The organism is Dyella lipolytica (assembly GCF_030160075.1).
Lineage (GTDB): Bacteria > Pseudomonadota > Gammaproteobacteria > Xanthomonadales > Rhodanobacteraceae > Dyella_B > Dyella_B lipolytica.
The window spans coordinates 176,359-201,591 of sequence record NZ_BSNQ01000003.1; the positions used below are offsets into that span (position 1 = coordinate 176,359).

The 25,233-nt window shown below is 62.0% G+C and carries 26 protein-coding genes and 1 tRNA gene; 13 read left to right on the forward strand and 14 right to left on the reverse strand.

What is annotated here, in order from left to right; genetic code table 11:
- Positions 1-59 precede the first annotated feature (59 nt).
- The 4 genes from ppk1 to QQL64_RS02295 form a co-directional block, all read right to left on the reverse strand.
- Entirely contained in the window at positions 60-2,165 is a 2,106-nt protein-coding gene (gene ppk1 / locus QQL64_RS02280; RefSeq protein WP_284395571.1) for a polyphosphate kinase 1, read from the reverse strand.
- A gap of 55 nt (positions 2,166-2,220) precedes the next feature.
- On the reverse strand, positions 2,221-3,519 hold the full coding sequence (phoR, locus tag QQL64_RS02285; protein ID WP_284395572.1) for a phosphate regulon sensor histidine kinase PhoR: 1,299 nt from the start codon (positions 3,517-3,519) through the stop codon (positions 2,221-2,223).
- A 13-nt stretch (positions 3,520-3,532) separates the two neighbouring features.
- The gene (gene phoB, locus QQL64_RS02290) at positions 3,533-4,222 is read right to left on the reverse strand and encodes a phosphate regulon transcriptional regulator PhoB (RefSeq protein WP_284395573.1); all 690 of its coding nucleotides are present in this window, start codon (positions 4,220-4,222) and stop codon (positions 3,533-3,535) included.
- Between the two features lie 110 nt (positions 4,223-4,332).
- On the reverse strand, positions 4,333-5,982 hold the full coding sequence (locus QQL64_RS02295; protein WP_284395574.1) for a M48 family metalloprotease: 1,650 nt from the start codon (positions 5,980-5,982) through the stop codon (positions 4,333-4,335).
- A 167-nt stretch (positions 5,983-6,149) separates the two neighbouring features.
- Between QQL64_RS02295 and grxC the strand changes: the two genes are divergently transcribed.
- The 3 genes from grxC (at position 6,150) to QQL64_RS02310 (ending at position 8,027) form a co-directional block, all read left to right on the forward strand.
- A complete protein-coding gene (gene grxC / locus QQL64_RS02300) occupies positions 6,150-6,413 on the forward strand; it encodes a glutaredoxin 3 (RefSeq protein WP_284395575.1) in 264 nt (87 codons plus the stop codon).
- On the forward strand, positions 6,410-6,802 hold the full coding sequence (locus QQL64_RS02305; RefSeq protein WP_284395576.1) for a carboxymuconolactone decarboxylase family protein: 393 nt from the start codon (positions 6,410-6,412) through the stop codon (positions 6,800-6,802). Before grxC ends, QQL64_RS02305 begins: the two co-directional genes overlap by 4 nt.
- 211 nt (positions 6,803-7,013) lie before the next feature.
- Entirely contained in the window at positions 7,014-8,027 is a 1,014-nt protein-coding gene (locus QQL64_RS02310) for an isocitrate dehydrogenase (protein ID WP_284395577.1), read from the forward strand.
- A gap of 69 nt (positions 8,028-8,096) precedes the next feature.
- Here QQL64_RS02310 and QQL64_RS02315 read toward each other — a convergent pair whose 3' ends face one another.
- The 7 genes from QQL64_RS02315 to QQL64_RS02345 all read right to left on the reverse strand — a co-directional run bounded on the left by QQL64_RS02315 (position 8,097) and on the right by QQL64_RS02345 (position 13,992).
- The gene (locus tag QQL64_RS02315) at positions 8,097-8,564 is read right to left on the reverse strand and encodes a carboxymuconolactone decarboxylase family protein (RefSeq protein ID WP_284395578.1); all 468 of its coding nucleotides are present in this window, start codon (positions 8,562-8,564) and stop codon (positions 8,097-8,099) included.
- A 36-nt stretch (positions 8,565-8,600) separates the two neighbouring features.
- A complete protein-coding gene (sigJ, locus tag QQL64_RS02320) occupies positions 8,601-9,500 on the reverse strand; it encodes an RNA polymerase sigma factor SigJ (protein WP_284395579.1) in 900 nt (299 codons plus the stop codon).
- Positions 9,501-9,560: 60 nt separating this feature from the next.
- The gene (locus QQL64_RS02325) at positions 9,561-10,484 is read right to left on the reverse strand and encodes an aspartyl/asparaginyl beta-hydroxylase domain-containing protein (protein WP_284399600.1); all 924 of its coding nucleotides are present in this window, start codon (positions 10,482-10,484) and stop codon (positions 9,561-9,563) included.
- A 113-nt stretch (positions 10,485-10,597) separates the two neighbouring features.
- The gene (gene thiD, locus QQL64_RS02330; RefSeq protein ID WP_425603845.1) at positions 10,598-11,401 is read right to left on the reverse strand and encodes a bifunctional hydroxymethylpyrimidine kinase/phosphomethylpyrimidine kinase; all 804 of its coding nucleotides are present in this window, start codon (positions 11,399-11,401) and stop codon (positions 10,598-10,600) included.
- 11 nt (positions 11,402-11,412) lie between these two features.
- Positions 11,413-12,792, reverse strand: coding sequence for a PhoH family protein (locus QQL64_RS02335; protein ID WP_284395581.1), 1,380 nt, complete (start codon positions 12,790-12,792; stop codon positions 11,413-11,415).
- 70 nt (positions 12,793-12,862) lie between these two features.
- Positions 12,863-13,324, reverse strand: a complete 462-nt coding sequence (locus tag QQL64_RS02340) for a peroxiredoxin (protein WP_284395582.1) — start codon at positions 13,322-13,324, stop codon at positions 12,863-12,865.
- Between the two features lie 104 nt (positions 13,325-13,428).
- Complete coding sequence (locus tag QQL64_RS02345) at positions 13,429-13,992, reverse strand: glycine cleavage system transcriptional repressor (RefSeq protein ID WP_284395583.1); 564 nt, start codon at positions 13,990-13,992, stop codon at positions 13,429-13,431.
- A gap of 114 nt (positions 13,993-14,106) precedes the next feature.
- Here QQL64_RS02345 and dapA point away from each other — a divergent pair, with 114 nt between their 5' ends.
- On the forward strand, positions 14,107-15,000 hold the full coding sequence (gene dapA, locus QQL64_RS02350) for a 4-hydroxy-tetrahydrodipicolinate synthase (protein WP_284395585.1): 894 nt from the start codon (positions 14,107-14,109) through the stop codon (positions 14,998-15,000).
- Between the two features lie 50 nt (positions 15,001-15,050).
- A complete protein-coding gene (locus QQL64_RS02355; RefSeq protein ID WP_284395587.1) occupies positions 15,051-15,644 on the forward strand; it encodes a hypothetical protein in 594 nt (197 codons plus the stop codon).
- A 79-nt stretch (positions 15,645-15,723) separates the two neighbouring features.
- Here QQL64_RS02355 and fdxA read toward each other — a convergent pair whose 3' ends face one another.
- Together fdxA and QQL64_RS02365 are read right to left on the reverse strand one after the other, a co-directional pair.
- The gene (gene fdxA / locus QQL64_RS02360; RefSeq protein WP_284395588.1) at positions 15,724-16,047 is read right to left on the reverse strand and encodes a ferredoxin FdxA; all 324 of its coding nucleotides are present in this window, start codon (positions 16,045-16,047) and stop codon (positions 15,724-15,726) included.
- A gap of 46 nt (positions 16,048-16,093) precedes the next feature.
- Positions 16,094-16,169: transfer RNA gene (locus tag QQL64_RS02365), tRNA-Glu, on the reverse strand.
- Between the two features lie 183 nt (positions 16,170-16,352).
- Here QQL64_RS02365 and pcnB point away from each other — a divergent pair.
- From pcnB to panD, 5 genes are all read left to right on the forward strand, one after another.
- Positions 16,353-17,711 carry a polynucleotide adenylyltransferase PcnB gene (gene pcnB / locus QQL64_RS02370; protein ID WP_284395591.1) on the forward strand — a complete coding sequence of 453 codons (1,359 nt, stop codon included), beginning with the start codon at positions 16,353-16,355 and terminating at the stop codon, positions 17,709-17,711.
- The gene (gene folK, locus QQL64_RS02375) at positions 17,708-18,190 is read left to right on the forward strand and encodes a 2-amino-4-hydroxy-6-hydroxymethyldihydropteridine diphosphokinase (protein WP_284399602.1); all 483 of its coding nucleotides are present in this window, start codon (positions 17,708-17,710) and stop codon (positions 18,188-18,190) included. Before pcnB ends, folK begins: the two co-directional genes overlap by 4 nt.
- Before the next feature lie 54 nt (positions 18,191-18,244).
- A complete protein-coding gene (gene panB / locus QQL64_RS02380) occupies positions 18,245-19,075 on the forward strand; it encodes a 3-methyl-2-oxobutanoate hydroxymethyltransferase (RefSeq protein WP_284395593.1) in 831 nt (276 codons plus the stop codon).
- Positions 19,076-19,086: 11 nt separating this feature from the next.
- Positions 19,087-19,932 (forward strand): pantoate--beta-alanine ligase, encoded by an 846-nt coding sequence (gene panC, locus QQL64_RS02385; protein ID WP_284395597.1) that lies wholly within the window; start codon positions 19,087-19,089, stop codon positions 19,930-19,932.
- Positions 19,933-20,028: 96 nt separating this feature from the next.
- The gene (panD, locus tag QQL64_RS02390; protein ID WP_284395599.1) at positions 20,029-20,415 is read left to right on the forward strand and encodes an aspartate 1-decarboxylase; all 387 of its coding nucleotides are present in this window, start codon (positions 20,029-20,031) and stop codon (positions 20,413-20,415) included.
- Between the two features lie 9 nt (positions 20,416-20,424).
- Here panD and queG read toward each other — a convergent pair whose 3' ends face one another.
- Positions 20,425-21,504 carry a tRNA epoxyqueuosine(34) reductase QueG gene (gene queG / locus QQL64_RS02395; protein WP_284395601.1) on the reverse strand — a complete coding sequence of 360 codons (1,080 nt, stop codon included), beginning with the start codon at positions 21,502-21,504 and terminating at the stop codon, positions 20,425-20,427.
- Positions 21,505-21,537: 33 nt separating this feature from the next.
- On the opposite strand from queG, the gene QQL64_RS02400 reads away from it, so the two are divergent.
- The 3 genes from QQL64_RS02400 to QQL64_RS02410 all read left to right on the forward strand — a co-directional run bounded on the left by QQL64_RS02400 (position 21,538) and on the right by QQL64_RS02410 (position 25,229).
- Positions 21,538-23,022 carry an NAD(P)H-hydrate dehydratase gene (locus tag QQL64_RS02400; protein WP_284395603.1) on the forward strand — a complete coding sequence of 495 codons (1,485 nt, stop codon included), beginning with the start codon at positions 21,538-21,540 and terminating at the stop codon, positions 23,020-23,022.
- Positions 23,015-23,473 (forward strand): tRNA (adenosine(37)-N6)-threonylcarbamoyltransferase complex ATPase subunit type 1 TsaE, encoded by a 459-nt coding sequence (gene tsaE, locus QQL64_RS02405; protein ID WP_284395604.1) that lies wholly within the window; start codon positions 23,015-23,017, stop codon positions 23,471-23,473. The genes QQL64_RS02400 and tsaE overlap by 8 nt, the downstream gene beginning before the upstream one ends.
- A gap of 199 nt (positions 23,474-23,672) precedes the next feature.
- Positions 23,673-25,229 (forward strand): N-acetylmuramoyl-L-alanine amidase, encoded by a 1,557-nt coding sequence (locus tag QQL64_RS02410; RefSeq protein ID WP_284395606.1) that lies wholly within the window; start codon positions 23,673-23,675, stop codon positions 25,227-25,229.
- Positions 25,230-25,233: the final 4 nt, after the last annotated feature.

The window sequence follows — 25,233 nt, forward strand, 5'->3', positions numbered from 1 at the left end:
CGGGACTTGAAGGGATTCTCGCATGGTCGCGTGTGCTGCCAGCAAGACGCGCTGCGGTGTCAGGTGGAAGGAGCTGTGCCGCATAGGCGTTCCAGCAACATCTCTTGTGCCGTGTGCGGTGTATGGGTTCCAGGCGTGGCGCGAGTGTAGTGCCCATCGCTGTCCAGCAGCCACGCTTGAGTATTGTCGGCAAGGTAGTTGGCTAGCGTCTCGTCATAGACGCGTGCGGCCAGTTCCGGATCGAGGATCGGAAACGCCACCTCGATGCGCCGCATCAAGTTGCGTTCCATCCAGTCGGCGCTGGCGCAATAGATCTCCGGCGCACCGTCGTTGGCGAACCAATAGACACGGCTGTGCTCAAGGAACCGCCCGACGATGGAGCGCACGCGAATGCGTTCGGAAATGCCGGGCAAACCTGGACGCAGCGTACACGCGCCGCGCACGATCAGATCGATTTCGACACCCGCCTGCGCCGCGGCATAGAGCGCTTCGATCACATGCGATTCGTTCAGGGCATTGAGCTTTGCCACGATGCGCGCCGGACGGCCGTTGCGTGCATGGGCCGTCTCGCGCTCGATCTTCTCGACCACGCTCTTGTACAGCGTGAACGGCGAATGCAACAGTCGCTTGAGGTTAATCATGGGACCCAAACCCGAGAGCTGCTGGAAGACCTTGTGCAAGTCTTCGGCGATTTCCGGGTGAGAGGTCATCAAGCCGATGTCGGTGTAGAGCCGGCTGTTAGTCTGATGATAGTTGCCGGTCGACAGATGCACGTAGCGGCGCAGATGGCCGTTTTCGCGCCGCACGATCAGCATCATTTTAGCGTGGGTCTTGAAGCCGACGACGCCGTACACCACTTGCACGCCCGCTTCCTGCAAGCGAGTGGCGAGTCGGATGTTTGCTTCTTCGTCAAAACGCGCCCGCAGTTCGATAACTACCGTGACGTCCTTGCCGTTGCGCGCGGCCTCCACCAGCAGATCGACGAGGGGCGTGTCCTTGCCGGCGCGATACAGCGTCTGCTTGATCGCCAGCACGTCGGGGTCTTGCACGGCTTCGCGCAACAGGTCGATCACGGCATTGAACGACTCGTAAGGATGGTGCAGCAAGATGTCTCGCTGGCCGAGCACATCGAACATCTTTTTCGCCGTACCTAGTGCGGCGGGCATGGCTGGCGTGAAGCGCGGGAATTTCAGGGCAGGGCGATCGAGATCGTCATATACCAGTCCCGCGCGGATGATGTTGACCGGGCCGTTGCAACGGTAGACGTCGGTCTCTTCCAGCTCGAAATTGGAGATCAGCATCGACACGATGGATGGCGGGCAATCACTGCCGATCTCCAGCCGTACCGGGCGCGCATAGCCTCGGCCGATCAATTCCTCGGTCAGCGCGTGGGCAAGGTTCTCGATTTCTTCTTCGACGACCAGCTCGCTGTTGCGGGTGACGCGGAACTGGTACGAGCCGGCGACTTTGAAGCCGGGGAACATCATGTCGACGAAGGCCTGCAACAGTTCGGCCAGGAAGACGTAGTGATCACCCTTGCCGGCTACCTCGTCAGGAACGCGGATGATGCGTGGCAGCGAGCGCGGTGCGCGCACCAGCGCCATATGGCCTTCATGGCCAAACGCATCGCGACCTTGCAATACCACCGCGATATTGAGGGTCTTGTTGAGGATGCGCGGGAACGGGTGCGCCGGATCGAGGCCCAGCGGCGAAAGCACCGGCAGCACTTCGTTCTCGAAATAACCTTGCAGCCAGCGGCGCTGGCGCGCCGTCCATTGCTTGCGCGTGAGGAAATGGATGTCCTCGGCGGCAAGCGCCGGTCCAAGCTCATCCTGCCAGGTGGTGTATTGCGCGCTGACGAGGTCGAGTACGCGCTGGCGGATGCGCGTCAGCAGTTCACCGGAAGCGATGCCGTCGGGCCCCGGAGCGGCCGACCCGAACTGATGGTGATGCTTGAGCATAGCCACCCGAACCTCGAAGAATTCGTCGAGGTTGTTGGCGACGATGCTGAGATAGCGCAGGCGTTCCAGCAGCGGTATGCCGGTATCGCGCGCTTGCGAGAGCACGCGGAAATTGAATTCGAGGGCAGCCAGCTCGCGACTCAGGAACAGTTCGGGCTGGGGCGTTTCTTTGACGACGGGCTGGGTGGCTTGGCGACGAGGCATCCGCACATTCTGGCGCATGAAGCGGCGTCGCGCCTACGCGCCTTTTGAAACCTGCTCAGTTGCCGTCAAGACTTTTGCTGTCGTGCACCTCGGGCGTCAGCAGACGCTCGGGGCCGAAGCAGCACGTGAACGTCGAACCCTGTCCCGGCGTGCTGCGGATGTCCAGGCGTGCCTGGTGCAGGCCCAGCACGTGTTTGACGATGGACAGACCCAGGCCCGTGCCGCCGCTGTCGCGCGAGCGGCTCGAGGAGACGCGATAGAAGCGTTCGGTAAGACGGGAGAGGTGATCGGCCGGAATACCGTAGCCGGTATCGGTCACCGAATAGTTGGCGCCGTCGGCAGTGCGCTCCCAGCGCACCGATATGCGCCCGCCGGTGGGTGTATACCGCACCGCGTTGCTCACCAGGTTGGATAGCGCGCTGTGCAAATCCTTGGGGGAACCGAGTAAATCGAGTTCGGCAGTGGATTCGACGGTGATGCTGTGGCGTCCCTGGCTCAGCGCCTCGGCTTCCTTGCGCAGGGTAGCGAGCAGCGGCGCCATCGGCACGCGCTCCTCGTTGACGTGGTCCTGCGTCTCTAGGCGGGACAAGGTGAGCAGGTCTTCCACGATCTGCCCCATGCGCTTGGACTGCGCGCGCATTTCGCCGAGCACAGGAGCCAAGTGCGGCACGTCTTCCGGATCGAGCAGCTCAAGATAGCCGTGGATCACCGTCAGCGGCGTACGTAGTTCGTGCGACACATTGGCCACGAAATCGCGTCGGATCTGTTCGAGCCGCGACATGTGACTGATATCGCGCGCCAGCAGCAGGCGTTGGCGTTGACCGAACGGCAGCAGCGTCACGTTGATATGGCGGCTGGGCTGACCCGGTGCGCTGACATCGTTCAGCGGTTCCGGCGAGGGCTCTTCCAGCCAGCCGGCGAGCTCAGAATTGTGCAGTTTGTCACGCAGCACGACACCGCGATCTTGCGGACGACGCAGGCCCAGCAGGCTTTCCGCTGCATGGTTGAACCAGCGCACATGCTGGTCTTGATCGAGCAGCACGATGGCGTCCGGCAAGTTGCCAGCGGCACGGCGCAGATCATGCAAATTGGCGGCTAGGCGTCGGGAGCGCATCATGAATCGGTCGTGCCGGGGTTGATCGGAGTCGATGTTGGACGTGGGGGAGAGCGAGCTCATCATGGGCTGAGCAATGTGACGCAAGTGCGTCAAGAGCAAGACAATCTCTACTATGGCGACAACGGCCACGCCAGTTGCCACATGGCCGCCCGCAAACCAGCCAACCAAACCACCCACGGCCAACCCGCCGATCAGCGCGAGGGGGAGTTTCCAGGCGCTGTCGAACGGGCGATTCATGGGTGCGGGCGCGTCAGGGGCTTGCCGAGAATCGATAGCCGGCGCCCCGCACCGTCTGCACCATGTCTTCAAGCTTCCACGGCTCGAGTGTCTTGCGCAGGCGGCGGATGTGCACGTCGACGGTACGCTCTTCCACGTACACGCTGCCGCCCCAAACGTGATCGAGCAACTGGGCGCGCGAATAGACGCGTTCCGGGTGCGTCATGAAGAAATACAGCAGACGGTATTCGGTGGGCCCGATCGGCACCGGTTCGTCGACGGCGAAGACGCGGTGCGCCGGGCCATCGATGCGCAGGCGGCCCAGCTCGACCATGCCAGAACCGTCGTCGCCCTGACTACGGCGAAGCACGGCCTTGATGCGGGCGATCAGCTCGCGCGTGGAGAAAGGCTTGACCACATAGTCGTCCACGCCGGCTTCCAGGCCGTTGACGCGGTCCATCTCCTCGCCGCGCGCGGTGAGCATGATGATCGGCACTTCGCGGCTGAGTTCTTCCTTGCGCAGACGACGGGCCAGATCCAGGCCGCTGGTGCCGGGAAGCATCCAGTCGAGCAGGATCAGATCCGGAACTTGCTCGGCGATGGACATCTGTGCCGTGCGTGCGTCAGCGGCCTGTGCGGTGTCCATACCGGCTTTGCGCAGGGCGAAAGCGACCATGTCGCGGATGGAAGCTTCGTCTTCGACGATAAGGATGCGTTTGTGCACGCTGAGTCCGATTGGGGTTGGCCTATGACGCAAATATTGCAGCTGTGCAATGTTACGTGCCGATGACAGTGTGTGAAAACACTGTCGCAAAGGCCAGAATCGGACTGCATTTAGGGTCGGCCGTTGCCCATGCTGAAGCATAGCCTACCGCTGCAAGGCGCGGTGGTTCCGAGTTGTTGTTGTGTCTGATCATTACCGTCCGGATTGTCATCCGTAGACACACGCCGCTTGCGTAGCTCCAGCACCAGTGGGGTCAGATCGGCGACGCGGGCCTGAATGCGGGCTCTGGCGTAATAATCCAGGTCAGTGCGCTTGAGCAGGGTTTTCAGCTGCTCCATCGCGTCGAAGGGACGCCCCGAGAGATAGCTGGCCTGGGCATAGGCCTCGCCGGCACGAACCGTGTCGCCTGCTTTCTCACTGGCGCGGGCATAGGCGGTGAAGATACCCGGCTCGTCGGTGTTATCCAGCATAGGGCGCAGCATATCGGCGGCCTGCGCCGCCTGCGCGGTGGTGCCGCCCTGGGTCAGCGCGTTGGCGTAAGCCAAGCCGATAGCCCGGTTCCGCGGAGATTGGGTATTGAGTGCGACGTAGATATCCAGCGCCGCGGCGCGCTGGCCAGCCTGCAGGCGGGCGTCGGCCATCGCCAAACGCAGGATCAGGCTGTCGGGGTATTTGCCTAGTAGTGGCTGCAGCTGGGTGATGGCCTTGCCGCCCTGGCCGCTGCGGGTGAGCGCCAGTGCGTAGCCGTAGCGATTTTCCGGCGTGTCATAACCGGATTGATGGCCGATCAGTGCGCCGTAGTAGTTGCTCATGCGATAGGCGTCGTCAGACAGCACGCGCACACGTTCGCGCATCAGCAGATAGGTGTTGGGACCTTGATTATCCGTATTCGTGGCCAGCAACGAAGTGGGGTCTTTCACGTAGGCGATAGGTGCGGTTTTCTGCATCCAGCTGGATTTGTCGAGCGGGTTGCCGCTGATCTGCTGTTTCTGTGCCGCGATCAACGTGGTGGCGCGTGCTTTGGCATCGCTGATGCGCTGCGCCGTGACCGGGTGGTCAAGTAAGAGCGAGGGCACGTTGATGCCGCCGGCGTCGGTGCTCATCACGTCTTCCATGCGCTGGAAAAAGCCGGCCATGGCGTTCGGATCGTAGCCCGCCTTGGCGAGCGTCTGGATGCCGGTGCGGTCGGCTTCCGCCTCGTCCTTGCGGGTGAAGTTGATTTCCTTCTGCATCAGCACGCCCTGGCCACCCAGCAGCGCTGCCGCGGCAGCCTGGCCGCCCGCCGCGCCGCCAGCGGCAATCGCGCCAAGGGCGACCAATGCCATCAACGGCGTGTCCTTTTTCGCCGATTCGTAGGCGCGCTGCAGATGGTTTTGCGTGATGTGGCCGATTTCGTGCGCCATCACCGCCGCCAGTTCGTCTTCGCTGCGCGTGATGATGATCAGCCCGGAATTGATGCCGACATAACCGCCAGGCGCCGAGAACGCATTGATCACCGGATCCTTGGCGATGAAAAACGCGAAATGGTCCTTGGGCTTGGCCGAGTTGGCCACCAGGCGGAAGCCGAGGTTGTTGAGGTAGTCGTCCGCCAGCGGATCATCCACCACCATATCCAGTGCGCGCATCTGCTGGAGCATCATCGCGCCGTAATCCTGCGCTTCCTGTGGCGAAATCAGCGCATTGGCCGAGCTGCCCAGGTCCGGCAGGCGCACATCGTCGGGCTTATCCTGGGCACCGGCGACGAAGGTTACGCCGGCCATGACCAGCGCGGTCAGCCATCGTTTATGGAGATGTCGTGGTGCCATGGTCATAGATGAATGACAATACCACTTGAGACCTTTCGGCGGCGTTGCAGTTCAGCAGCAAACGGCTTGTTTTCGATGGTCGTCACCGCCATTTATTGCGCAGGTAATTTCGGAGTTTTGCAATGCCCAAGATCGAAGTCTATTCCACCGCGGTATGCCCCTATTGCGTGGCGGCCAAGAACCTACTGAAGGCCAAGGGCCTGACGTGGGAGGAGGTGCGCGTGGATACCGACCCTGTGCAGCGCGACGCGATGCTCCAGCGCAGCGGCGGTCGCCGCACGGTGCCGCAGATCTTTGTCAACGATCAGCTCGTCGGCGGTTATGACGACCTGGTCGCGGCCGACCGCAGCGGCAAGTTGGCGCAACTGATCGGCGAAGCCGCATGAGCAACGAAAAGGATCGCGTTGCCGAATTCACGGCGTTCCGTCAGCGCATGAACGAGCGCATCTTGGCCGAAGACAATCAGGTCGTACGGCGCTTCTTCGCGCTGGACACGCAGACCTACAAAGCCGGCGCGCTGGACGTGAAGACCAAGGAGTTGCTCGGCCTGGTGGCGTCCATGGTGCTGCGTTGTGACGACTGCATCAGCTACCACGTGGCGCAGTGCAAGGAAGCGGGCGTCAGCCGCGAGGAGTTCTTCGAGGTGTTCAGCGTGGGACTGGTTGTGGGCGGTTCGATCGTGATCCCGCATCTGCGCCGCGCGGTGGATTTCCTGGATCGACTTGAGTCGGGCGACACTGCAGACCAGAGCGAAAACTGCAAAGATCACGCTTGATTGCTTTTGCTCCCCCTCCCAAAAGGGGGAGGGGCGAATGCAAAGAGCCACGCTTATGCGAGTTCTTGCAACGCTCCATGCGAGGATTTGCAACGTCCCGCGGCGGTTTCGGACTGTTCGCCGACACGCCAGTCGGGGATAATTGACGGGCTTTCAGCCAGGCGCCTCCCCCCGCGCGCCGGCTCCCCGCTTCAATCCAAGGAGTTTCCCCATGAGCAAGACCATTGCGGTGATCCCGGGCGACGGTATCGGCCCGGAGATCATGACCGCCACGTTGCGCGTGCTCGACGCGCTGGATTGCGGCCTTACTTACGATACGGTCGAAGCCGGAATGATCGCGCTCGAGAAGCACGGCGATCTGCTGCCCAAGGCCACGCTCGACACCATCGCCAAGCACAAGGTGGCGTTGAAAGGCCCGCTGACGACGCCGGTAGGCGGTGGCTTTACGTCCATCAACGTCACGCTGCGCCGTCACTTCGACCTGTACGCGAACGTGCGTCCGGCGATCAGTTTCCCGGGCACGAAAGCGCGTTACGAACATATCGACATCATCACCGTTCGCGAGAACACCGAAGGTGCGTACCTGGCCGAAGGCCAGACGCTGTCGGAAGATGGTGAAATCGCTATTTCGATGATCCGCAACACCCGCAAGGGCAGCTCGCGCATTGTGCGTTACGCGTTCGAGATGGCGGTGAAGAAAGGCCGCAAGAAAGTCACGGCGGTGCACAAGGCCAACATCATCAAGACCGCGTCGGGCCTGTTCCTCAACGTGGCGCGCGAAATCGCCAAGGAATACCCGCAGATCGAGTTCAACGAGATGATCGTGGACAACACCTGCATGCAATTGGTGATGCGCCCCGAGCAGTTCGACGTGATCGTCACGACCAACCTGTTCGGCGACATTCTTTCCGACCTGTGCGCCGGCCTGGTTGGCGGTCTGGGTCTGGCGCCGGGCGACAACATCGGCGAGCACGCGGCGATCTTCGAAGCGGTGCACGGTTCGGCACCGGATATCGCAGGCAAAGGCGTCGCCAACCCTTGCGCTCTGCTGCTGGCCGCGGCCGACATGCTCGATCACCTCGGCATGGTCGAGAAGGGCACCAAGCTGCGCCATGCGATCCGCGACACGATGGCGAACGATCGCGATCACGTGACGCCGGATCTGGGTGGCAAGGGCAACACCCAGAGCTTCGGCGAGGCGATCGCCAAGCGCGTGAAGGCCTAACAACGCTGCAGTGTTTCAAAAAAGGCCGCCTTTCGAGGCGGCCTTTTTGTATCTGCCGGTCGCGTTAACTCAGGCGGCCTTATGCACTGCGGGCTGATAGTTGCCGGCTTCCGTGCGTGAAGGTGCCGCGATGCGGTTCCAGCTGTTGATCAGGATCACCAGCAGATTCAGGTCCAGCAGTTCGCGTTCGTTGAATTCGGCGCGTGTCTGCTCATAGATCTCATCCGGCACGCCATGTACGGGATTGAGCCGCGTGACGGCTTCGCACCAGGCCAGCGCTGCGCGTTCGCGTGCGCTGTAGAGCGGTGCTTCACGCCATGCCTGAAGCAGGTAAAGGCGTTGCTCGGTTTCACCGTCTGCACGTGCGTCTTTGCTATGCATGTCGATGCAGTACGCGCAGCCGTTGAGTTGCGAGGCACGCAGCATGACCAGGTTGGTCAGGCTCTTCTCGAGTCCGGAGCGGTCGATGTGCGCCTTCATGGCGAATAGTGGTTTCAGGGCTTCAGGGTAGTTTTGGTAAGAAAAACGGGGTGACATGGTAGGGTCCTCGTGCAGGGCGGCCGCATCGGCCGTTCAATGCAAGGACGTCCCATCTTCCGCTTTCGTGACAGCGGCTAGCCGAGCCAGCTTTTCGGGGTTGCGCAAGGCATGCAGCGCGACAATGCGCTCACCGTCGCATTCGATCCAGGTGGCGGTGGTTAGCTGACCATCCACCCAGGTCAGCAGCACGGGCGCGTCGTTGAGCGTGTGCAGTCGCCGTTGCACGTGATGGTCTTGCTCGTGCTTGGCAACTTGCAGGTAGAGATGTGTGATACGCGTGGCGCCTAGCAACGGGCGCAGGGTGGCTGTGGCTAAGCCACCGCCGTCGGAGATGTGCATGGCGTCTTCGGCGAACAGTGCGTGCAGGTTTTCGTTGGTCGGTTGATCCAGCGCCTGTGCAAAGCGTTCCAGCAGCCGGCGTTGAGTTTGCGCATTGACGGTGAAGCGTGTGCGTTCGTCGCGCACGCGCTGTTTGGCGCGATGTACGCGCTGGCGGCAGGCGTCTTCAGTGATGTCGAGAATGGTTGCGGCTTCGGCATGGCTGTAGTCGAAGACTTCGTGCAAAAGAAAGGCGGCACGTTCTTCCGCGCTGAGCCGTTCGAGCATCAGCAAGAAGGACATCGTCAGCGTTTCGGCCTGTTCGGCTTGCGTATCCGGTTGATCTTCCGATTCGATCAGCGGCTCGGGTAACCACGGGCCGGTGTAATGCTCGCGTTCGACCTTGGCGTGGCGCAGTCGATCTAGTGCTAGCCGAGTGGTCACGGTAACCAGCCATGCCTCCGGATCGTCAAGGCAGGTTTTGTCCTGGGCATGCCAGCGCAGCCAGGCATCGTGCAGTACGTCCTCGGCATCCGCCGGGGTGCCGAGCATGCGATAGGCGAGTCCCAGCAGGCGGGAGCGGTGTCGCTGGAAGAGGTCGGTGTGCGGGTCCATAGCGCTTTCCGTTGAGAGCTTGTGGCCAGGACGCGCGGATGACCGGAAACGTGACAGTGCCTAGCGCACGAAGGGCCAGGGTGCCAGGAACACCAGCCAGATAAAGATGAGCATGCCGATGTATTTCACGGTGCGGAACAACTTCGGAAATTTCTTTTTGAATGCACGGTTGCGTTCGCGGCTGCGCTGGTTCAGCGCGAACATGCGATTGACGAAACCGGTTTTCTCTTCCGGTGATTCGGTATTCGGTGAAGCCGTGATCTTGCCCATGAAAGCACCTACGCGATGGTTGATGGCATTCATCAGGCCTGTGCGCAGCGGACGCTCGACGTCGGCGAACAGGATGACACGGGTCTGATCGGTCTTGTTTTCCACCCAGTGCACAAAAGTCTCGTCGAACACGACATCCTTGCCGTCGCCCCACGCGTGTTCCTCGCCATCGACAAAGATGCGGCAATCGCGCGAGTTGGGCGTAATAAGGCCCAGGTGGTAACGCAACGAACCGGCAAACGGATCGCGGTGCGGATTGAGTTTGCTATGCGGCGCAAGCGTGGCAAACATCGCCGCCTTCACGCTGGGAATGGATTTCAGCAACGAGACCGTCTGCGGGCATAAGGTTTCCGCCGAACTCAGGGGCTCGCCGTACCACTTCAGATAGAAGCGTTTCCAGCCCTGCTTGAAGAAGCTATTGAAGCTTGCGTCGTTGTGTTTCTCCGCTGCGCGGATGTGCCCTTCGTCGAACAACTGCAGCGCTTCATCGCGAATGGTCTTCCAGTTCGCCTGCAGCAGATCCAGTTGCGGGAAGCCGCGGCGATCGAGGATCGGTTTGGCAGGAACGGCCGAGAAGGCATACATCAGCAAGTTGTATGGCGCGAAGATTGCCGAATGATCGACCAGTTGGCGATCGAAGCGCAGACGCGCACGTCCGCGCAGATGCACCAGCAGCACGCACAGCACGAAGGCCAGCAGCACGTAGAGAGCAATGAAGCGGGGGCTGAGGAAATCCATCGTAAAAAGCGGCTCGAATGGCGCCAGGGACAATCCCGGAGTATGTGGCCGGATGGCCGCAAGTCAAGGATTTTGCGGCTATTCCGGGCTCAGTGACGGAGTACGTACGTGGAGCCGCCGCCTGGCCGATAACCCTGTTTCAGCGCGCGATGCACGTAGGCGCTGGCGCGGCGCACGGCGGAGCGGGGCGTTTGGCCCGTGGCGAGTTCTGCCGCGATGGCCGACGCAAGGGTGCAACCGGTGCCGTGACCTTCGCGCGGCAGGCGGACATGACGGACCTCCATCGAGCCGCGATCGTCGAAGTAGCGGTCCACGACTTCATCGCCGCGAGCATGCCCTCCTTTCAACAGCACGCTGCCGGCACCGAGGGCGAGCAGTGCTTCGCCAGCGCTGGCAAGTCGCGTGGATGTTCTGAGCGGACAGCCGAGCAAAGCTTCGGCTTCTGGCAGGTTCGGCGTCAGCACATCGGCCAGCGGAATCAATTCGTTGATCATGGCATCGATGGCGTCCTCGTCGAGCAGGCGCGCGCCGCTGGTGGCAATCATCACCGGGTCGACAACCAGCCACGCAGGCTTGCGTTTGCGCAACTCTCGCGCAACCAGGCGCACTGTAGCGGCGTTTCCGAGCATGCCTGTTTTGACGGCGGCGATCGGGAAATCATCGAACACCGCTTCGATCTGACGGCGGATGTGCGTGAGCGGTACAGCATGTATCGCGCTCACTCCCCGCGTGTTTTGCGAAGTCACCGCCGCAATCACCGATAGTCCATGCACACCGTGTGCATGGAACGTTTTCAGGTCCGCCTGGACGCCGGCACCACCGCCGGAGTCGGAACCGGCGATGGTGAGGGCGATAGGAGGCGTAGTCGGCTGCGCCACGCGGTTGCTCGGCATATCGGCGGAGGCTACAAAGCCTCCGATGCAAAGTCGGCCAAACGCGAGCGTTCGCCACGACGCAGCGTGATATGCGCCGAATGCGACCAATGCTTGAAGCGATCGACGGCGTAGGTGAGACCCGAGGTCGTTTCCGTCAAGTAAGGCGTGTCGATCTGCTCGACGTTGCCCAGACACACGATCTTGGTGCCGGGGCCGGCGCGCGTGATCAGCGTTTTCATCTGCTTTGGCGTGAGGTTTTGCGCTTCATCGATGATCAGATAGCGCGAGAGGAAGGTGCGTCCACGCATAAAGTTGAGCGAGCGGATCTTGATGCGCGAGGCCAGCAAATCATTGGTGGCCTGACGCCCCCAACTACCACCTTCTTCCGGATTGGCGAGCACTTCGAGATTGTCGGTGAGCGCGCCCATCCACGGCGTCATCTTTTCTTCCTCGGTACCGGGCAGGAAGCCGATGTCTTCGCCGACGGATACCGTGGCGCGCGTCATGATGATTTCGCGATAACGCTGCTGATCCATCACCTGGGCAAGCCCTGCTGCGAGCGCCAGCAGCGTCTTGCCGGTGCCAGCAGTGCCGAGCAGGGTAACGAAATCGACATCCGGATCCATCAGCACGTTGAGTGCGAAGTTCTGCTCGCGGTTGCGCGCGGCAATGCCCCACACGGCGTGATTGCTGTGGCTGTGGTCGTCCAGCAGCACCAGCGTCGCACGCTGCTCATCGACATGCAGCACACGCAACTCCACGCTGTTGTCGCCGGGCAGGAACAGACACTGGTTGGGATACCAGTCTTCATCATCATGGCGATCGAGCTTGTAGAAGGTGCGGCCGCGCTCGTTCCACGATTGAACTTCCGGGTGCTTGTCCCAGAAGGTTTCGGGCAGCTCGGTGGAGCCGGTATAAAGCAGCGCGAAGTCGTCGAGGGCGCGATCGTTTTCGTAGTCCTCCGCATCGATGCCGTAGATTTTGGCCTTGATGCGCAGATTGATGTCTTTGGTGACCAGGATGACGGCGCGATCCTTATTCTGATCGCGCAGTTCGATCACCGAGGAGAGGATCTGGTTGTCCGCCTTGCCGTGACCGTTGCTGGTGCGCTGCTGGAAATACAGCCGGCCTACCGCGCCGCCGCGCTTGAGCGTCACACCTTCGGGGTTCGTCAGCTCAAGACCATTGCTGATGCCGTGGCCGTTGCCGCGTTCGATCAATTCGTTGAGAAAACGGCTGACCTGGCGGCCGTTGCGCGAGACTTCCGATGCGCCTTTCTTCTTTTCGTCCAGCTCCTCCAGCACAGTCATCGGGATGAAGATGTCGTGTTCCTCGAAACGGAACAGCGAGGTGGGGTCATGCAACAGCACGTTGGTATCGAGGGCGTAGATGCGCTTGCTTCCGGTCATGCGGAAGGAACCTCATGAGGCAGGAGGTGGAAGGGACGGAGCACGTTTGCGACGTTGTGTGACGTGGAAATCACCGAGCAAGTATGGCGTCGAGCACCGCCTGGGCATGGCCGGGCACTTTCACGCCCCGCCACTCCGCGGCGAGCTTGCCGTCGGGGTCGATCAGAAAGGTACTGCGTACCACGCCCATGTGACGTTTCCCGTACAACACCTTTTCATGGATCACATCGAAGGCGTTGCACCAGGTTTCGTCGGCGTCGGAAACCAGCGGGAAGGGCAGTTCCTGCTTGCTGGCGAAGTTGGCGTGGGATTTTGCGGAGTCGCGCGAAACGCCGACGATTTCAGCATGGCGCTTGCGGAATTTCGGATAGAGGTCGCGGAAGTCGTTCGCCTCGTTGGTGCAACCGGGCGTGCTGTCCTTGGGGTAGAAATACACGACCACCCATTGGCCCTTCAGTGAATCGAGTTTCAGCGTGCTGCCGTCGCCGGTGATGCCTTGCAGCTTGGGGGCTTTCTTGCCGAGGTCGGGCATGAGTTCTCCGGAAGCCTGACTGAGTTTTGCGCTTGCCTGGGCGGAGACTAGCGCGTGTCGGGCAGTGGAAAACAGCCTTGTCAGATCACTCCGGGCGGAGCATCCTAGAACTTCACCGGATCCATGATCGCGTCGAGATTCAACCCGTCGCAGAACTCCAGAAAGTCGTCGCGCAAAGCGGCGATGTGCAATTTATCCGGCACGCCGATCGTGAACTGCGCCTGGAACATCGAGGCGCCGGTCTGCATGGCCTGATAACGCATCGAGCTGAGCTGTTCCACGCTGATGTCGTGGCGGCTGAAGAAGTCCACGATCTTGACCAGGATGCCCGGGCGGTCGGACGACACCACTTCCACCAGATAGGGCAGCAGGTGGCCGCTCGGTTCACGCGGGCTGGTGCGGTAGTGGGTCAGGCGAAGCTCTTCCTCACGCGCCAGTTTGGTCAGCGCCGTTTCGAGCTTGGCGACGGCGTCCCATGCGCCGGTGGCGAGCAGGGTCAGCGACGTATCCGTGCCGATGGTCGAGACCCGCGCGTCGGATAGATTGCAGCCCGCATCGGCAATGCGCCGGGCCAGCGCCAGCAGTGGCGTGCGCGCGGCAGGTGTCAGCGTCTGGATCAGCAGCTGATGATCGGTGCTGGATCGCGCGGAAAAGGGAGTCGTAGACATGGACGATGGCGATCCCGCGTCGTGCGGGATGACGACGAACGATATGCCAGCTTACTTGCCCGTCCTGCAGGGCCGCAAGTAACATGCAAAGCTTGGTTTTATGCGGGTTGCGTCATGGACATTCGCGGAAGCATCTGCGCACTGGTTACCCCGTTCGGGTCGGATGGGGTGCTCGATGTGGCGGCATTCGGTCGCCTGCTCGACTTCCAGATCGCGGGCGGTACCCAGGCTGTGGTCGTTGCCGGCTCCACCGGTGAGGCGCACATGCTTGAGCATGATGAGTACGATCGCTTGCTGGCCTACGCGGTCGAGCATGTGGCTGGCCGCGTTCCGGTGATCGCCGGCACGGGCGAGGCAGGCACCGCCAAAACGGTAGCCGCTACGAAGCGTGCCCGATCTCTCGGCGCGGATGCCGCGCTGGTCGTCGCACCTTATTACGTGCGGCCCACACAGGAAGGGTTGCGTCGGCATTTCCTCGAGGTTGCCGAACACGGCGGCCTGCCGGTGCTGCTGTATAACGTGCCATCCCGCACGGCCTGCGACCTGGCGCCCGAGACGACGGCGGCCTTGCGCGACCATCCTGCCATCGTCGGTATCAAGGAAGCGCGAGGCGATGCCGAGCGTATTCGGCGCACTGCGGAACTTGTGCGCCCGGATTTCGTCTATCTGTCCGGCGACGATGCCAGCGGAGGTGATGCCATGCTGGCAGGTGCGGCTGGCGTCATTTCGGTGGTGGCCAACCTTGCACCCAGGGCTTTTCGTGCATTGTGCGATGCGGCCACCGCAGGTGATCGCGGGGCCACTGCACGCTGTCATGCGGTGCTCGATCCCTTGGTGCAGGCGCTCAACTGTGCGCCGAACCCGATCGCAGTAAAGGCAGGCCTGCCGGAACTGGGGTTGGGAACGGCGACGCCGCGGCTGCCGCTGGTGGAACTGGAACAAGGGCCGGCGCGCGAGCAGTTGCGCAAGGCCTTGGCGACTCTGGCATCCTTGGCGGATGCCGCCTGACCCGGTCGACGGCTCGACTCAACTTCGGAACATCTACGGAATCTCACTACATGAAGAAATCTTCCCTCGCCGTTGCCCTGCCGGCCCTGGCTCTCTCTGGCCTGCTGCTTTCGGGCTGCGGCATGTTCCGTTCCGAGCGAGCGTGGCAGAACGCCAAGCAGCAGTCGCCGCTGGAAATCCCGCCGGGCCTGGATACGCCTTCGGCTAGCGCCGCGCTGGTGATCCCGCCGCCCGGCAGCAACCAGCCGTCTCCGAATGGCGCCACCGCACGGGTCGGTAGCACACCGGGCATGATTACCGATGGCTTTATCCTGGCCGATAGCGTGGACGACACCTATCGTCGCGTAGGCGAGGCCTTGAGCAATGGCGAGATCGGTTCGCTGCAGGGCCACGACGACGCCGCACACACCTACACCCTCAACGTGCTTGCTTCCGACCAACCGGTGGAAAAGGCGAGTTTCCTGGGCCGTATGTTCGGTCGCGGCAGCAGCAGTTCGAGCGGCCCCAATGTCGCGCCGCGCCAGGTGTTGGTCACCATCAACACGAGTGGCCAGGGCTCGAGCGAAGTGCGCGCGCAGGGTGAAGCCGCTGCCGTCGCGAAAGTGGTCGACAGCCTGAAGTCCCGCCTGGGCGGCAAGGGCTGAGCAACTGCTCAGCCTCGCAAGGGCTCAAACAAACAAAAACGCCGCCCATGGGGCGGCGTTTTTGTTTGGGCCGACTTGCTCAGCGTTCGAGCAGATTGAGCTTATCGGGCTTGTTTTCCCATTCTTTCGCATCGGCCAGCGCGTCTTTGCGCACGGTGATGACCGGCCACGCCTTGGCCAATTCCTTGTTCAGCGGCGTAAAGCCTTCCTGGCCGGCGGGTACATCGTCTTCCGGATAGATCGCGTTGATCGGGCACTCGGGCTCGCACAGGGTGCAGTCGATGCACTCGTCCGGATCGATCACCAGGAAGTTGGGGCCTTCGTGGAATGCGTCGACGGGACAGACTTCAACGCAATCGGTGTATTTGCATTTGATGCAGTTATCGGTGACGACAAAGGTCATGCTGTCGTGTGCCTGCTGTGGATTGGGAGCCGATAATACTGGGTGATGGCGCTCCCAACGAGGTTCGAACTCGTGTTCCCGCCTTGAGAGGGCGGTGTCCTAGGCCACTAGACGATGGGAGCGTATTGTTGCGAGGCGCGGTAGTATAGCTGAATTGCTTCGTCCGGCAACGCCCGCGGACGGCAGCCTACTGGGCCAAAACGCTTGCAGGACAGTGCTTTTGGCCGATATTGATGGAGCCTGGGCATGTTCGCAGTATTCGTACGTGCCATCGGAAGTTGGATACCCGCAAGGATTTCGATCGCTTGAATCCCAAAGCCAGGAACGACGCCAAGCCAGTGCTGCGCATCATTCCGCGTGAGCAGCACACGATCTCGCGCAAAAACATCAGCAAGGCAGCCTTGCGCGTGCTCTATCGCCTGAATGAGGCCGGCTACAACGCATACCTCGTCGGCGGGGCGGTGCGCGATCTGCTGCTGGGCGGACATCCGAAAGATTTCGACGTGGCGACCAATGCGACGCCCGATGAAGTCAAGAAGCTGTTCCGCAATTGCCGCCTGATCGGCCGCCGTTTTCGTCTTGCCCACGTGGTGTACGGCGACGAGATCATCGAGGTAGCGACCTTCCGCGGCACCGGCGAGGAAGAGGGCGACGGCGATCGCCATGTCGTGGACGGACGCATAGTGCGCGACAACGTATGGGGCACCATCGAAGAAGATGCGCTGCGCCGCGATTTCCGCGTCAACGCGATGTACTACGACGTCAGCGATTTCTCGGTGCGCGATTACGTGGGCGGTGTGCAGGACCTGCATGATCGCGTGCTGCGCCTGATCGGCGATCCGGTCACGCGTTACCGTGAGGATCCGGTACGCATGCTGCGCGCTGCAAGGCTGGCGGCGAAGCTCGATTTTCGCATCGACCCGGCAGGCGTCGCGCCGTTCGCCGAGTTGGGGCCGTTGCTGAGCGGCGTCGCGCCGGCGCGTCTGTTCGACGAATCGCTCAAGATGTTTCTGACCGGGCACGGCCTGAAAAGCTTCCGCATGCTGGAACAATGCGGCCTGCTCAAGTTCATATTTCCTGCCACGGCGCGTGCGCTCAAGCGCGGCGACAAGGCTTTGCGCTCGTTGATCGAACGCGGCTTGGAAAATACCGATGCCCGTGTTTCGGAAGGCAAGTCGGTTACACCAGCCTTCTTGTTCGCCGTGCTGCTATGGGGTGAAGTGCGCGATCTTGCCCACACCTGGACGACGCAAGGCAAAGACGCCAACGAATCCTGGGCGCGCGCGGCCACCCACGTGGTGGCCGAACAATGCCAGCGCGTGGCCATCCCGCGGCGCTTTACGATCACGATGGAAGAAATCTGGTCGTTGCAACCGCGCTTCGAGCAGATTCAACGCAAGAAGGTGTTCCGCTTGCTGACGCATCCGCGTTTCCGCGCGGCCTTCGACTTCCTTTTGCTGCGCGCCGCCGAGTCGCCGGCGATGGGTGAACTCGGTCAATGGTGGGAGCATGCCCAGCAGCTGCCGCACGAAACGCTGGCAGCTGCCCTGCCGTTGCATCATGCAGGGACGGCGATCGATGTTGCCGAACCCGTTCGCAGCGGTACCGCACCACGCAAGCGCAAACGTCGACGCAAACCGGCCGGTAAATCCGGGGCGACCTGATGCGCGCATACGTTGCGCTGGGCAGCAACCTTGGCGATTCCCGACAGCAACTGCTCCATGCCCTCGAAGCATTGGCGCGCTTGCCGGATACCCGTGTGCTCGCGCATTCCCGGTTTTACCGCACACCGCCCTGGGGCATGCATGATCAGCCTGATTTTCTGAACGCGGTGGCCGTGCTGGAAACGCCGCTACCGCCGCACGACCTGCTAGATGCGTTACTGGAGATCGAGCGTCATGCCGGCCGCGAGCGCGGCGGCGAACGCTGGGGCCCTCGCACGCTCGATCTGGACCTATTGCATGTGGCCGGCAAAACAGTCAGCGACGAGCGGCTGACCTTGCCGCATCCGCACATCGCCGAGCGCGCCTTCGTGCTGTTGCCGTTGAGCGACGTGGCGCCTGACCTGGAGATTCCAGGGCAGGGGAATGTGGCTGATCTTCTGCGAGCCGTTGATACACAAGGCTGCGAGGTATTGGCTTGAGCCTTTGCCACCCCAGGCCGGATAATTGTTCACCGCAGCATTGAAGGAATAGCCGTGTACGTGGACAACACCAAGGCTTCCGCCCGCAAGCCGGTCACCGTACCGGGTTTGCATACGATGAAAGCCGAAGGGCGCAAGATCGTCATGCTCACCGCGTACGACGCCAGTTTCGCCGTCCAGGTCGAACAGGCGGGTGTCGATATCGCGCTGGTCGGCGATTCGCTCGGCATGGTGATTCAGGGTCATCGCAGCACGTTGCCGGTGACGCTCGACCAGATGGCCTATCACACCAGCGCAGTGGCGCGCGGTTTGTCGGCGACTTTGCTGATAACCGATATGCCGTTCATGGCCGATCGCGACGTCGCCTATGCGCTGGAGGCAGGCGCGAGGCTGGTGGGCGAGGCCGGCGCCGCGATGATCAAGATCGAAGGTGCTGCGCCGCATATCCTCGAATCGATCCACGCATTGACCGAGCGTGCGATACCGGTGTGTGCGCATCTTGGGCTGACGCCGCAATCCGTGCACAAGTTCGGCGGCTTCAAGATCCAGGGTCGTGCCCAGGATGCCGCCGATCGCGTGGTGAGCGAGGCCTTGGCGGTGCAGCAGGCGGGTGCCGATCTGCTGGTGCTGGAAGGTGTTCCCACGACGCTGGGCGAACGCGTTACCAAGGCGCTTCATATCCCGGTGATCGGCATCGGCGCAGGCCCGCATTGCGACGGCCAGGTGCTGGTGATCTATGACATGCTTGGTATTACGCCTGGCAAGCGTCCGAAGTTCAGCAAGGATTTTCTCGCTGGGCGTGCTTCGATCGGCGATGCGATCGAAGCCTATGTAGCCGATGTGCGTAACGGCACCTTTCCCGCGGCAGAACACGGTTTCAACTAGAGCGGATTTTCATGCAAACGGTGCAAGACGCAGCAAGTCTGCGAGCCACGATCCGTGGTTGGCGCTCGCAAGGGCATACGGTCGGTTTCGTGCCGACCCTGGGCAATTTGCACGCGGGCCACTATTCGCTAGTCAAACTGGCGAGGGAGCGCACGGATCGCGTGGTGGCCAGCGTGTTCGTCAATCCGACCCAGTTCGGGCCGAATGAGGATTTCGAGCGTTACCCACGCACGCTTGCGCAGGATCAGGCCGGCCTGGCCGAATCCGGTTGCGATCTCCTGTTCGCGCCGGATGTGGCGACGGTATACCCGTTCGGTGCCGTCAGTAGCGTGAGCCTGCATGTCCCCGACATCACCGACACTCTGGAAGGCGCCCATCGCCCGGGTCATTTCGATGGTGTCGCGACCGTGGTCTGCAAGCTGTTCAATCTGGTGCAGCCCGATACGGCCCTGTTCGGTCAAAAAGATTTCCAGCAGCTAAAGGTGATCGAGCGGATGGTGCGCGATCTCTCCCTGCCGGTGAAAGTGATGGGGGCGCCGACCCTGCGTGCCGAGGATGGCCTGGCCCTGAGCTCCCGCAACCAATACCTCTCGCCCGCTGAACGGGCCGAAGCGGTGCAGATCTACCAGACTCTGCAGCAGATGCGCGATCTGATCGCCAAGGGGCATGCCCGGAAGGTGGTGGAACAGGCTGCCGCGTCCAAGCTGGAACGTGCTGGCTTCGTCCCCGATTACGCCGCGATCCGGCGTGCCGAGGACCTTTCCGAACCTGCCGACAGCGAGCACGAGGGCCTGGTCGCCCTGATCGCCGCCCGGCTCGGCACCACCCGCCTGATCGACAACTTGCTATTCGACTGAGCCACCCCTATTTACCGGCTCGGAGCCGATGTTGCGACGCAGCGCCGGCAGTTCGATAATAGCGTGCTATGCAGGCAGTTCCTGCTGGGTGAAGTCATGCAACTCAACATGCTGAAGGCGAAGATCCACCGCGTCACCGTGACCCACGCGGAGCTGCACTACGAGGGTTCGATCGCCATCGACGGCTTGCTGCTCGATGCATCGGGCATCCGCGAGTACGAGCAGATCCACGCGTGGAATATCGACAACGGTAAGCGCTTCGTCACCTATGCGCTGCGCGCTGAGGAAGGTTCCGGCATCATCTCGGTGAACGGCAGTGCCGCGCACCGTGCGCAGCCGGGCAACCTCATCATCATCGCGTCGTTCGCACATTTGAACGAGGCCGAACTGGAACAGTTCCAGCCGACGATGGTGTATGTGGACAAGGACAATCGCATGACCCACACCAATCGCTCGATCCCCAAGCAGATGGCTGTGGCCTAAGTCGTTCGTTCAGGCGGCCGGTGCGGTCGCCTGCTGTTGCGCCAGCGCCCAAGCGACGTGCTCGCGGACGACTTCCGATGGATGATCGCTGCGTGCCCTAAGCGCGTCACGAACCTGTTCCGAGTGTGGCGCATTGCCCAGCGCCACGGCGATGTTGCGTAACCAGCCCTCGTAACCGGTACGGCGAATCGCCATGCCTTCGGTGCGCTGAAGAAATTCGGCTTCGCTCCATCCGAACAATTCCACCAATTTCGCGCCATCGAGGCTATGCCTTGGCGCGAAATCCGGCTCGGCGGCTTCCTGCGCGAATTTGTTCCACGGACAAATCAACTGGCAGTCGTCGCAGCCGAAGATGCGGTTGCCCATCGGTACGCGCAGTTCTTCGGGAATCGAGCCTTTCAGCTCGATAGTGAGATAGGAAATGCAGCGGCGTGCATCGAGCCGGTAAGGGCCGACGATGGCTTGGGTCGGGCATATATCGATGCACTTACGGCACGTGCCGCAGTGCGCGCTTGCCGGTTCGTCGACAGGCAGCGGCAGGTCGGTGTAAAGCTCGCCAAGGAAGAAATACGAACCCGCATCACGATTGATCAGCACCGTGTGCTTGCCGATCCAACCGAGCCCCGCATTGCGTGCCAACGCCTTCTCCAGCACCGGCGCCGAATCGACATAAGCGCGATAACCGAAATTGCCGACGGCATCGCGGATGCGTTCGGCGAGTTTCTGCAAACGGTTGCGCATCAGCTTGTGGTAATCGCGACCCAGCGCGTAACGCGCCACATATCCCGTTTCGGTATCGCGAATCACGTCCCAGGCATGCTGTGTGCCGGGCGGCATGTAGTCCATGCGTACCGAGATCACTCGTTGTGTGCCGGGTTCGAGTTCGTCCGGCCGGCTGCGCTTGCTGCCGTGGCGCGCCATGTAGGCCATCTCGCCGTGATAACCGTCTTCCAGCCAGCGCTGCAGGTGCTGTTCGTCCTGACCCAGCGCGACGCCGCTGATGCCCGTCTCGGCAAAGCCGAGCTCGCGCGCCCAGCGTTTGATATCGCTGGCGAGCGAGGCGTAATCCGGCTGCGCATGTGTGGACATGCGTCTATTGTAATCGCTGCCTATAATCGGCCGATGCATGCGACCACGCATCACCGCGATCTTTACACCGTCGAGCAGGTACGCGCCCTCGATCGACGGGCCATCGACGACCTCGGCATCAGCGGCTTCGAGCTGATGAGCCGGGCGGCCACCGCCGCATTCGCCTGTTTGTGCCGACACTGGCCGCAGGCACGGCGAATCGTGGTGTTCTGTGGTCCAGGCAATAACGGTGGTGATGGGTATTTACTTGCCCGCCTCGCGCATGGTGCGGGCGTGGCGGTGGAAGTGATCGAACTGAGTGATGCATCCCTCGGCGATGCCGCTGCCGCGCGTGATACCTGGCAGCGAGGCGCGGGCATCACGCATCGCTGGAGGCAGGAGTCATCGCTACCACCGGCGGATGTCTACGTCGATGCGCTCTATGGCACGGGTTTGAATCGCGCGCCGGAGGCAAGCGTGGCTGCGCTGATAGAACGCATCAATGCGTCTGGCGTGCCGGTACTAGCGCTAGACGTGCCTTCAGGACTGAATGCAGATACGGGCCATTGTCCGGGTGCGGCCATAGATGCGCAGCTCACGGTCAGCTTCATCGCCGCCAAGCGTGGGATGTACACCGGGCAGGCGCTCTCTAAAGTTGGCGTGTTGCATATCGATACGCTCGGCCTGCCGGATATTCTCTGGCAGGGTATGCCCCATGATTCGGCCTTGCTCGAAGCAACCCATTTGCCGCCGCGCGCACGCGACGCGCACAAGGGCGATTGCGGCCACGTGCTCGCCATCGGTGGCGATCATGGCACCGCAGGAGCCATCCGCTTGTGCGGAGAGGCGACCTTGCGCAGCGGTGCAGGTCTGGTCAGTGTCGCGACGCGTGCCGACCATCTGCTTGCTTTGAACAGCGCACGGCCGGAACTGATGGCGCATGGCGTCCACGGCCCGCAGGAACTGCAACCGTTGTTGGAGCGTGCCGATGTACTCGCGGTGGGCCCCGGGTTGGGGCAGGGCGCATGGGGGCATGCGTTGTGGCTGACGGCGCTCGATAGCGGGAAACCGTTGGTGTTGGATGCCGATGGGCTCAATCTGCTCGCACGTGAACCCCGCCGCTTTGCGACGCCGGCCGTACTGACGCCGCACCCGGGTGAGGCGGCACGATTGCTCGACAAGACGGTCGCAGAGATCGGGCTGGATCGATTCGACGCAGCGCGTGCGCTGGCACAACGTTACGGCGCGGTTGTAGTCCTGAAAGGTTCGGGCAGCCTTATTGCAAATCCCGATGGACGTCTAGACGTCTGTATATGGGGGAATCCAGGCATGGCCAGTGGCGGCATGGGCGATCTTCTGACAGGTGTGATCGCCGCATTGTTGGCGCAGGGTTGCTCCGCGTGGGAGGCGGCTCGCCTCGGTGTCGGCTTGCATGCGCGTGCCGGCGATGTGGCTGCGCGCCATGGTGAGCGTGGATTGTTGGCGAGTGATTTACTGGAGCCCTTGCGTCTTCTCGGCAACGGACTTGAGCATGTCTGAGCAACAGTGGGAGCTTGCCGACGAGGACGCCACGCGCGCATTCGGCGCCAGGCTCGCCGAAGCGCTGGATGGCGGACTGGTGGTGTATCTGCGCGGCGAGTTAGGCGCCGGCAAGACCAGCTTCGCGCGCGCCATGCTCACCGCCCTAGGTGTCGGCGAGCGCATCAAGAGTCCAACCTACAGCCTGGTCGAGGGTTATCAGGCGCACGGTCGGCCGGCTTGGCATCTGGATCTTTACCGCATCGCCGATCCGGGCGAGCTCGAATGGCTTGGCCTGGATGCGCTATCCGATCCGGCGGCTCTGATCTTGGTGGAATGGCCGGAGCGGGGGCGCGGTGCCTTGCCGGCACCCGATCTGGAACTCGAACTGGCCTACGAAGGGTCTGGTCGCAGCGCAAGGTTGCGACCACGCACGCCACGCGGGGAGCGTGTACTGGCCCGTTTGCGGTGAGGCGCCGGTAAGTCTCTGGATTGCGCTAAGTATTCGTCCCGTATGGGAAAACTGAACGGATCGGGCCGGGTGAGCTTGCCTGCGAAATGCGTGGCTTATGGGCAATAGCTTGAGCTTGTCTGACAAATACCCTGCAGGTTATGGAAATTCAAAGGAAAAACTCTTGCATTCAGGAAGACGCTGCGCTTCAATTCGCGCTATGAGGGGACTCCTTACTCGCGCTGTCTGGCTGGCTGGTACCGCGATCATCACCGCGGTGCCCTATGGCGCGCTGCATGCCGCCGACGTGAAGAACGCCCGAGTCTGGGCCGGTCCCGAATACACCCGGGTCGTTTTCGACCTGTCAGGCCCTACGAAGTACACGCTTAGCCAGCAAGGCGACCGGATCGTGCTGGATCTGAGCGATAGCCGCGTTGCCGGTCAGTTTGATACGCCGGCTGCGCAGGGGCTCTTCAAGGGCCTCGATAGCACGCGCCAGGGTAGTTCCGTGCGCCTCACCGCTTCCGTTGCGCCCCATAGCCAGCCCAAGAGCTTCCTGCTGGGTCCCTCGGGACAGTCCGGTTATCGGCTCGTGCTGGATCTTTATCCTGCGACGGCGAATGCATCGACGTCCGGCAAGTCCACCCCCGTCGCCACGGCGACAGCGGACAGCCCGTCAGACACCACGACGTCGGATGACACCGCGGACGCGCCGCCTCCAGCCCCCGTCACCGTCAATGCGAGCAGCAAACTGACCTCCCGCAAAGGTGTGACGACCCGTCAGGCCGCGGTGCTGTTGAACAGCCAGCGCCAGGTCATCGTGGCGGTCGATGCAGGTCATGGTGGCAAGGACCAAGGCGCCCACGGCCCGGACGGCACGTTGGAAAAGAACGTGACCCTGGCGGTCGCGCGCGACCTGGCCGCCCAGATCAACCGCCAGCCCGGCATGAAGGCCATCCTTACCCGCGATGGCGACTACTTCATCCCGCTGAAGCAGCGTTACGAGATCGCCCGGCAGAACCAGGCCGATCTGTTCGTCGCGATCCACGCCGACTCGTATCCCGGCAGCGATGCCAAGGGGGCATCGGTCTGGGTGTTGTCCTCGCGTGGCAAGAGTTCGGTGGCTGCGCAGATGCTGGCCGATCGCGAAAACAGTTCCGATCTGATCGGCGGCGTGTCGCTTGCCGCTGAAAACGACAGTCTTGCCTCTGTGTTGCTGGACATGCAGCAGGGTTGGGCGGTGCAGGCGAGCCAAACGGTCGCCCAAAACGTGCTCAATGCCTTGTCGGCGCTTGGGCCGACCCACCGCGGATATGTGGAACAAGCCAACTTCGTGGTGCTCCGCTCACCGGATGTGCCTTCGATCCTGGTCGAGACAGCCTTCATCAGCAATCCGGTCGAAGAGCGCAAGCTGCGCGATTCCGATCATCAAGAACAGTTGGCGACAGCGATCATGGATGGCGTGAAAAGCTATTTCATGAATGAACCGCCGCCTGGAACATGGTTCGCCGCTGAAGCTGCACGCCGGAAGGGCGTCATGATCGGTAATGACAGCGATCTGGCTGCCACCGTCAAATCGACGAACAAGGTCGCCGTGGCAAGCGCGCCGACGCCGGCCGATTCAGACGTGCGCGACATGCACCGCGTTACCCAAGGCGAGAGCCTGCGCAGCATCGCCAAGCAATACGGTGTGAGCGTCGATTCGCTGAAAAGCATCAATGGCATTAGCAGCAACAGCGTCCACGCCGGCATGATGCTGGAGATTCCGGATAGTTGATTCT

Bases quoted from the DNA above. Each gene is read 5' to 3' on its own strand.
- ppk1 (WP_284395571.1), bottom strand. From the start codon at position 2,165: ATGCCTCGTCGCCAAGCCACCCAGCCCGTCGTCAAAGAAACGCCCCAG.
- phoR (WP_284395572.1), bottom strand. From the start codon at position 3,519: ATGAATCGCCCGTTCGACAGCGCCTGGAAACTCCCCCTCGCGCTGATC.
- QQL64_RS02295 (WP_284395574.1), bottom strand. From the start codon at position 5,982: ATGGCCGGCGTAACCTTCGTCGCCGGTGCCCAGGATAAGCCCGACGAT.
- grxC (WP_284395575.1), top strand. From the start codon at position 6,150: ATGCCCAAGATCGAAGTCTATTCCACCGCGGTATGCCCCTATTGCGTG.
- QQL64_RS02305 (WP_284395576.1), top strand. From the start codon at position 6,410: ATGAGCAACGAAAAGGATCGCGTTGCCGAATTCACGGCGTTCCGTCAG.
- QQL64_RS02310 (WP_284395577.1), top strand. From the start codon at position 7,014: ATGAGCAAGACCATTGCGGTGATCCCGGGCGACGGTATCGGCCCGGAG.
- QQL64_RS02315 (WP_284395578.1), bottom strand. From the start codon at position 8,564: ATGTCACCCCGTTTTTCTTACCAAAACTACCCTGAAGCCCTGAAACCA.
- sigJ (WP_284395579.1), bottom strand. From the start codon at position 9,500: ATGGACCCGCACACCGACCTCTTCCAGCGACACCGCTCCCGCCTGCTG.
- thiD (WP_425603845.1), bottom strand. From the start codon at position 11,401: ATGCCGAGCAACCGCGTGGCGCAGCCGACTACGCCTCCTATCGCCCTC.
- QQL64_RS02335 (WP_284395581.1), bottom strand. From the start codon at position 12,792: ATGACCGGAAGCAAGCGCATCTACGCCCTCGATACCAACGTGCTGTTG.
- QQL64_RS02340 (WP_284395582.1), bottom strand. From the start codon at position 13,324: ATGCCCGACCTCGGCAAGAAAGCCCCCAAGCTGCAAGGCATCACCGGC.
- QQL64_RS02345 (WP_284395583.1), bottom strand. From the start codon at position 13,992: ATGTCTACGACTCCCTTTTCCGCGCGATCCAGCACCGATCATCAGCTG.
- dapA (WP_284395585.1), top strand. From the start codon at position 14,107: ATGGACATTCGCGGAAGCATCTGCGCACTGGTTACCCCGTTCGGGTCG.
- QQL64_RS02355 (WP_284395587.1), top strand. From the start codon at position 15,051: ATGAAGAAATCTTCCCTCGCCGTTGCCCTGCCGGCCCTGGCTCTCTCT.
- fdxA (WP_284395588.1), bottom strand. From the start codon at position 16,047: ATGACCTTTGTCGTCACCGATAACTGCATCAAATGCAAATACACCGAT.
- panC (WP_284395597.1), top strand. From the start codon at position 19,087: ATGCAAACGGTGCAAGACGCAGCAAGTCTGCGAGCCACGATCCGTGGT.
- panD (WP_284395599.1), top strand. From the start codon at position 20,029: ATGCAACTCAACATGCTGAAGGCGAAGATCCACCGCGTCACCGTGACC.
- queG (WP_284395601.1), bottom strand. From the start codon at position 21,504: ATGTCCACACATGCGCAGCCGGATTACGCCTCGCTCGCCAGCGATATC.
- QQL64_RS02400 (WP_284395603.1), top strand. From the start codon at position 21,538: ATGCATGCGACCACGCATCACCGCGATCTTTACACCGTCGAGCAGGTA.
- tsaE (WP_284395604.1), top strand. From the start codon at position 23,015: ATGTCTGAGCAACAGTGGGAGCTTGCCGACGAGGACGCCACGCGCGCA.
- QQL64_RS02410 (WP_284395606.1), top strand. From the start codon at position 23,673: ATGAGGGGACTCCTTACTCGCGCTGTCTGGCTGGCTGGTACCGCGATC.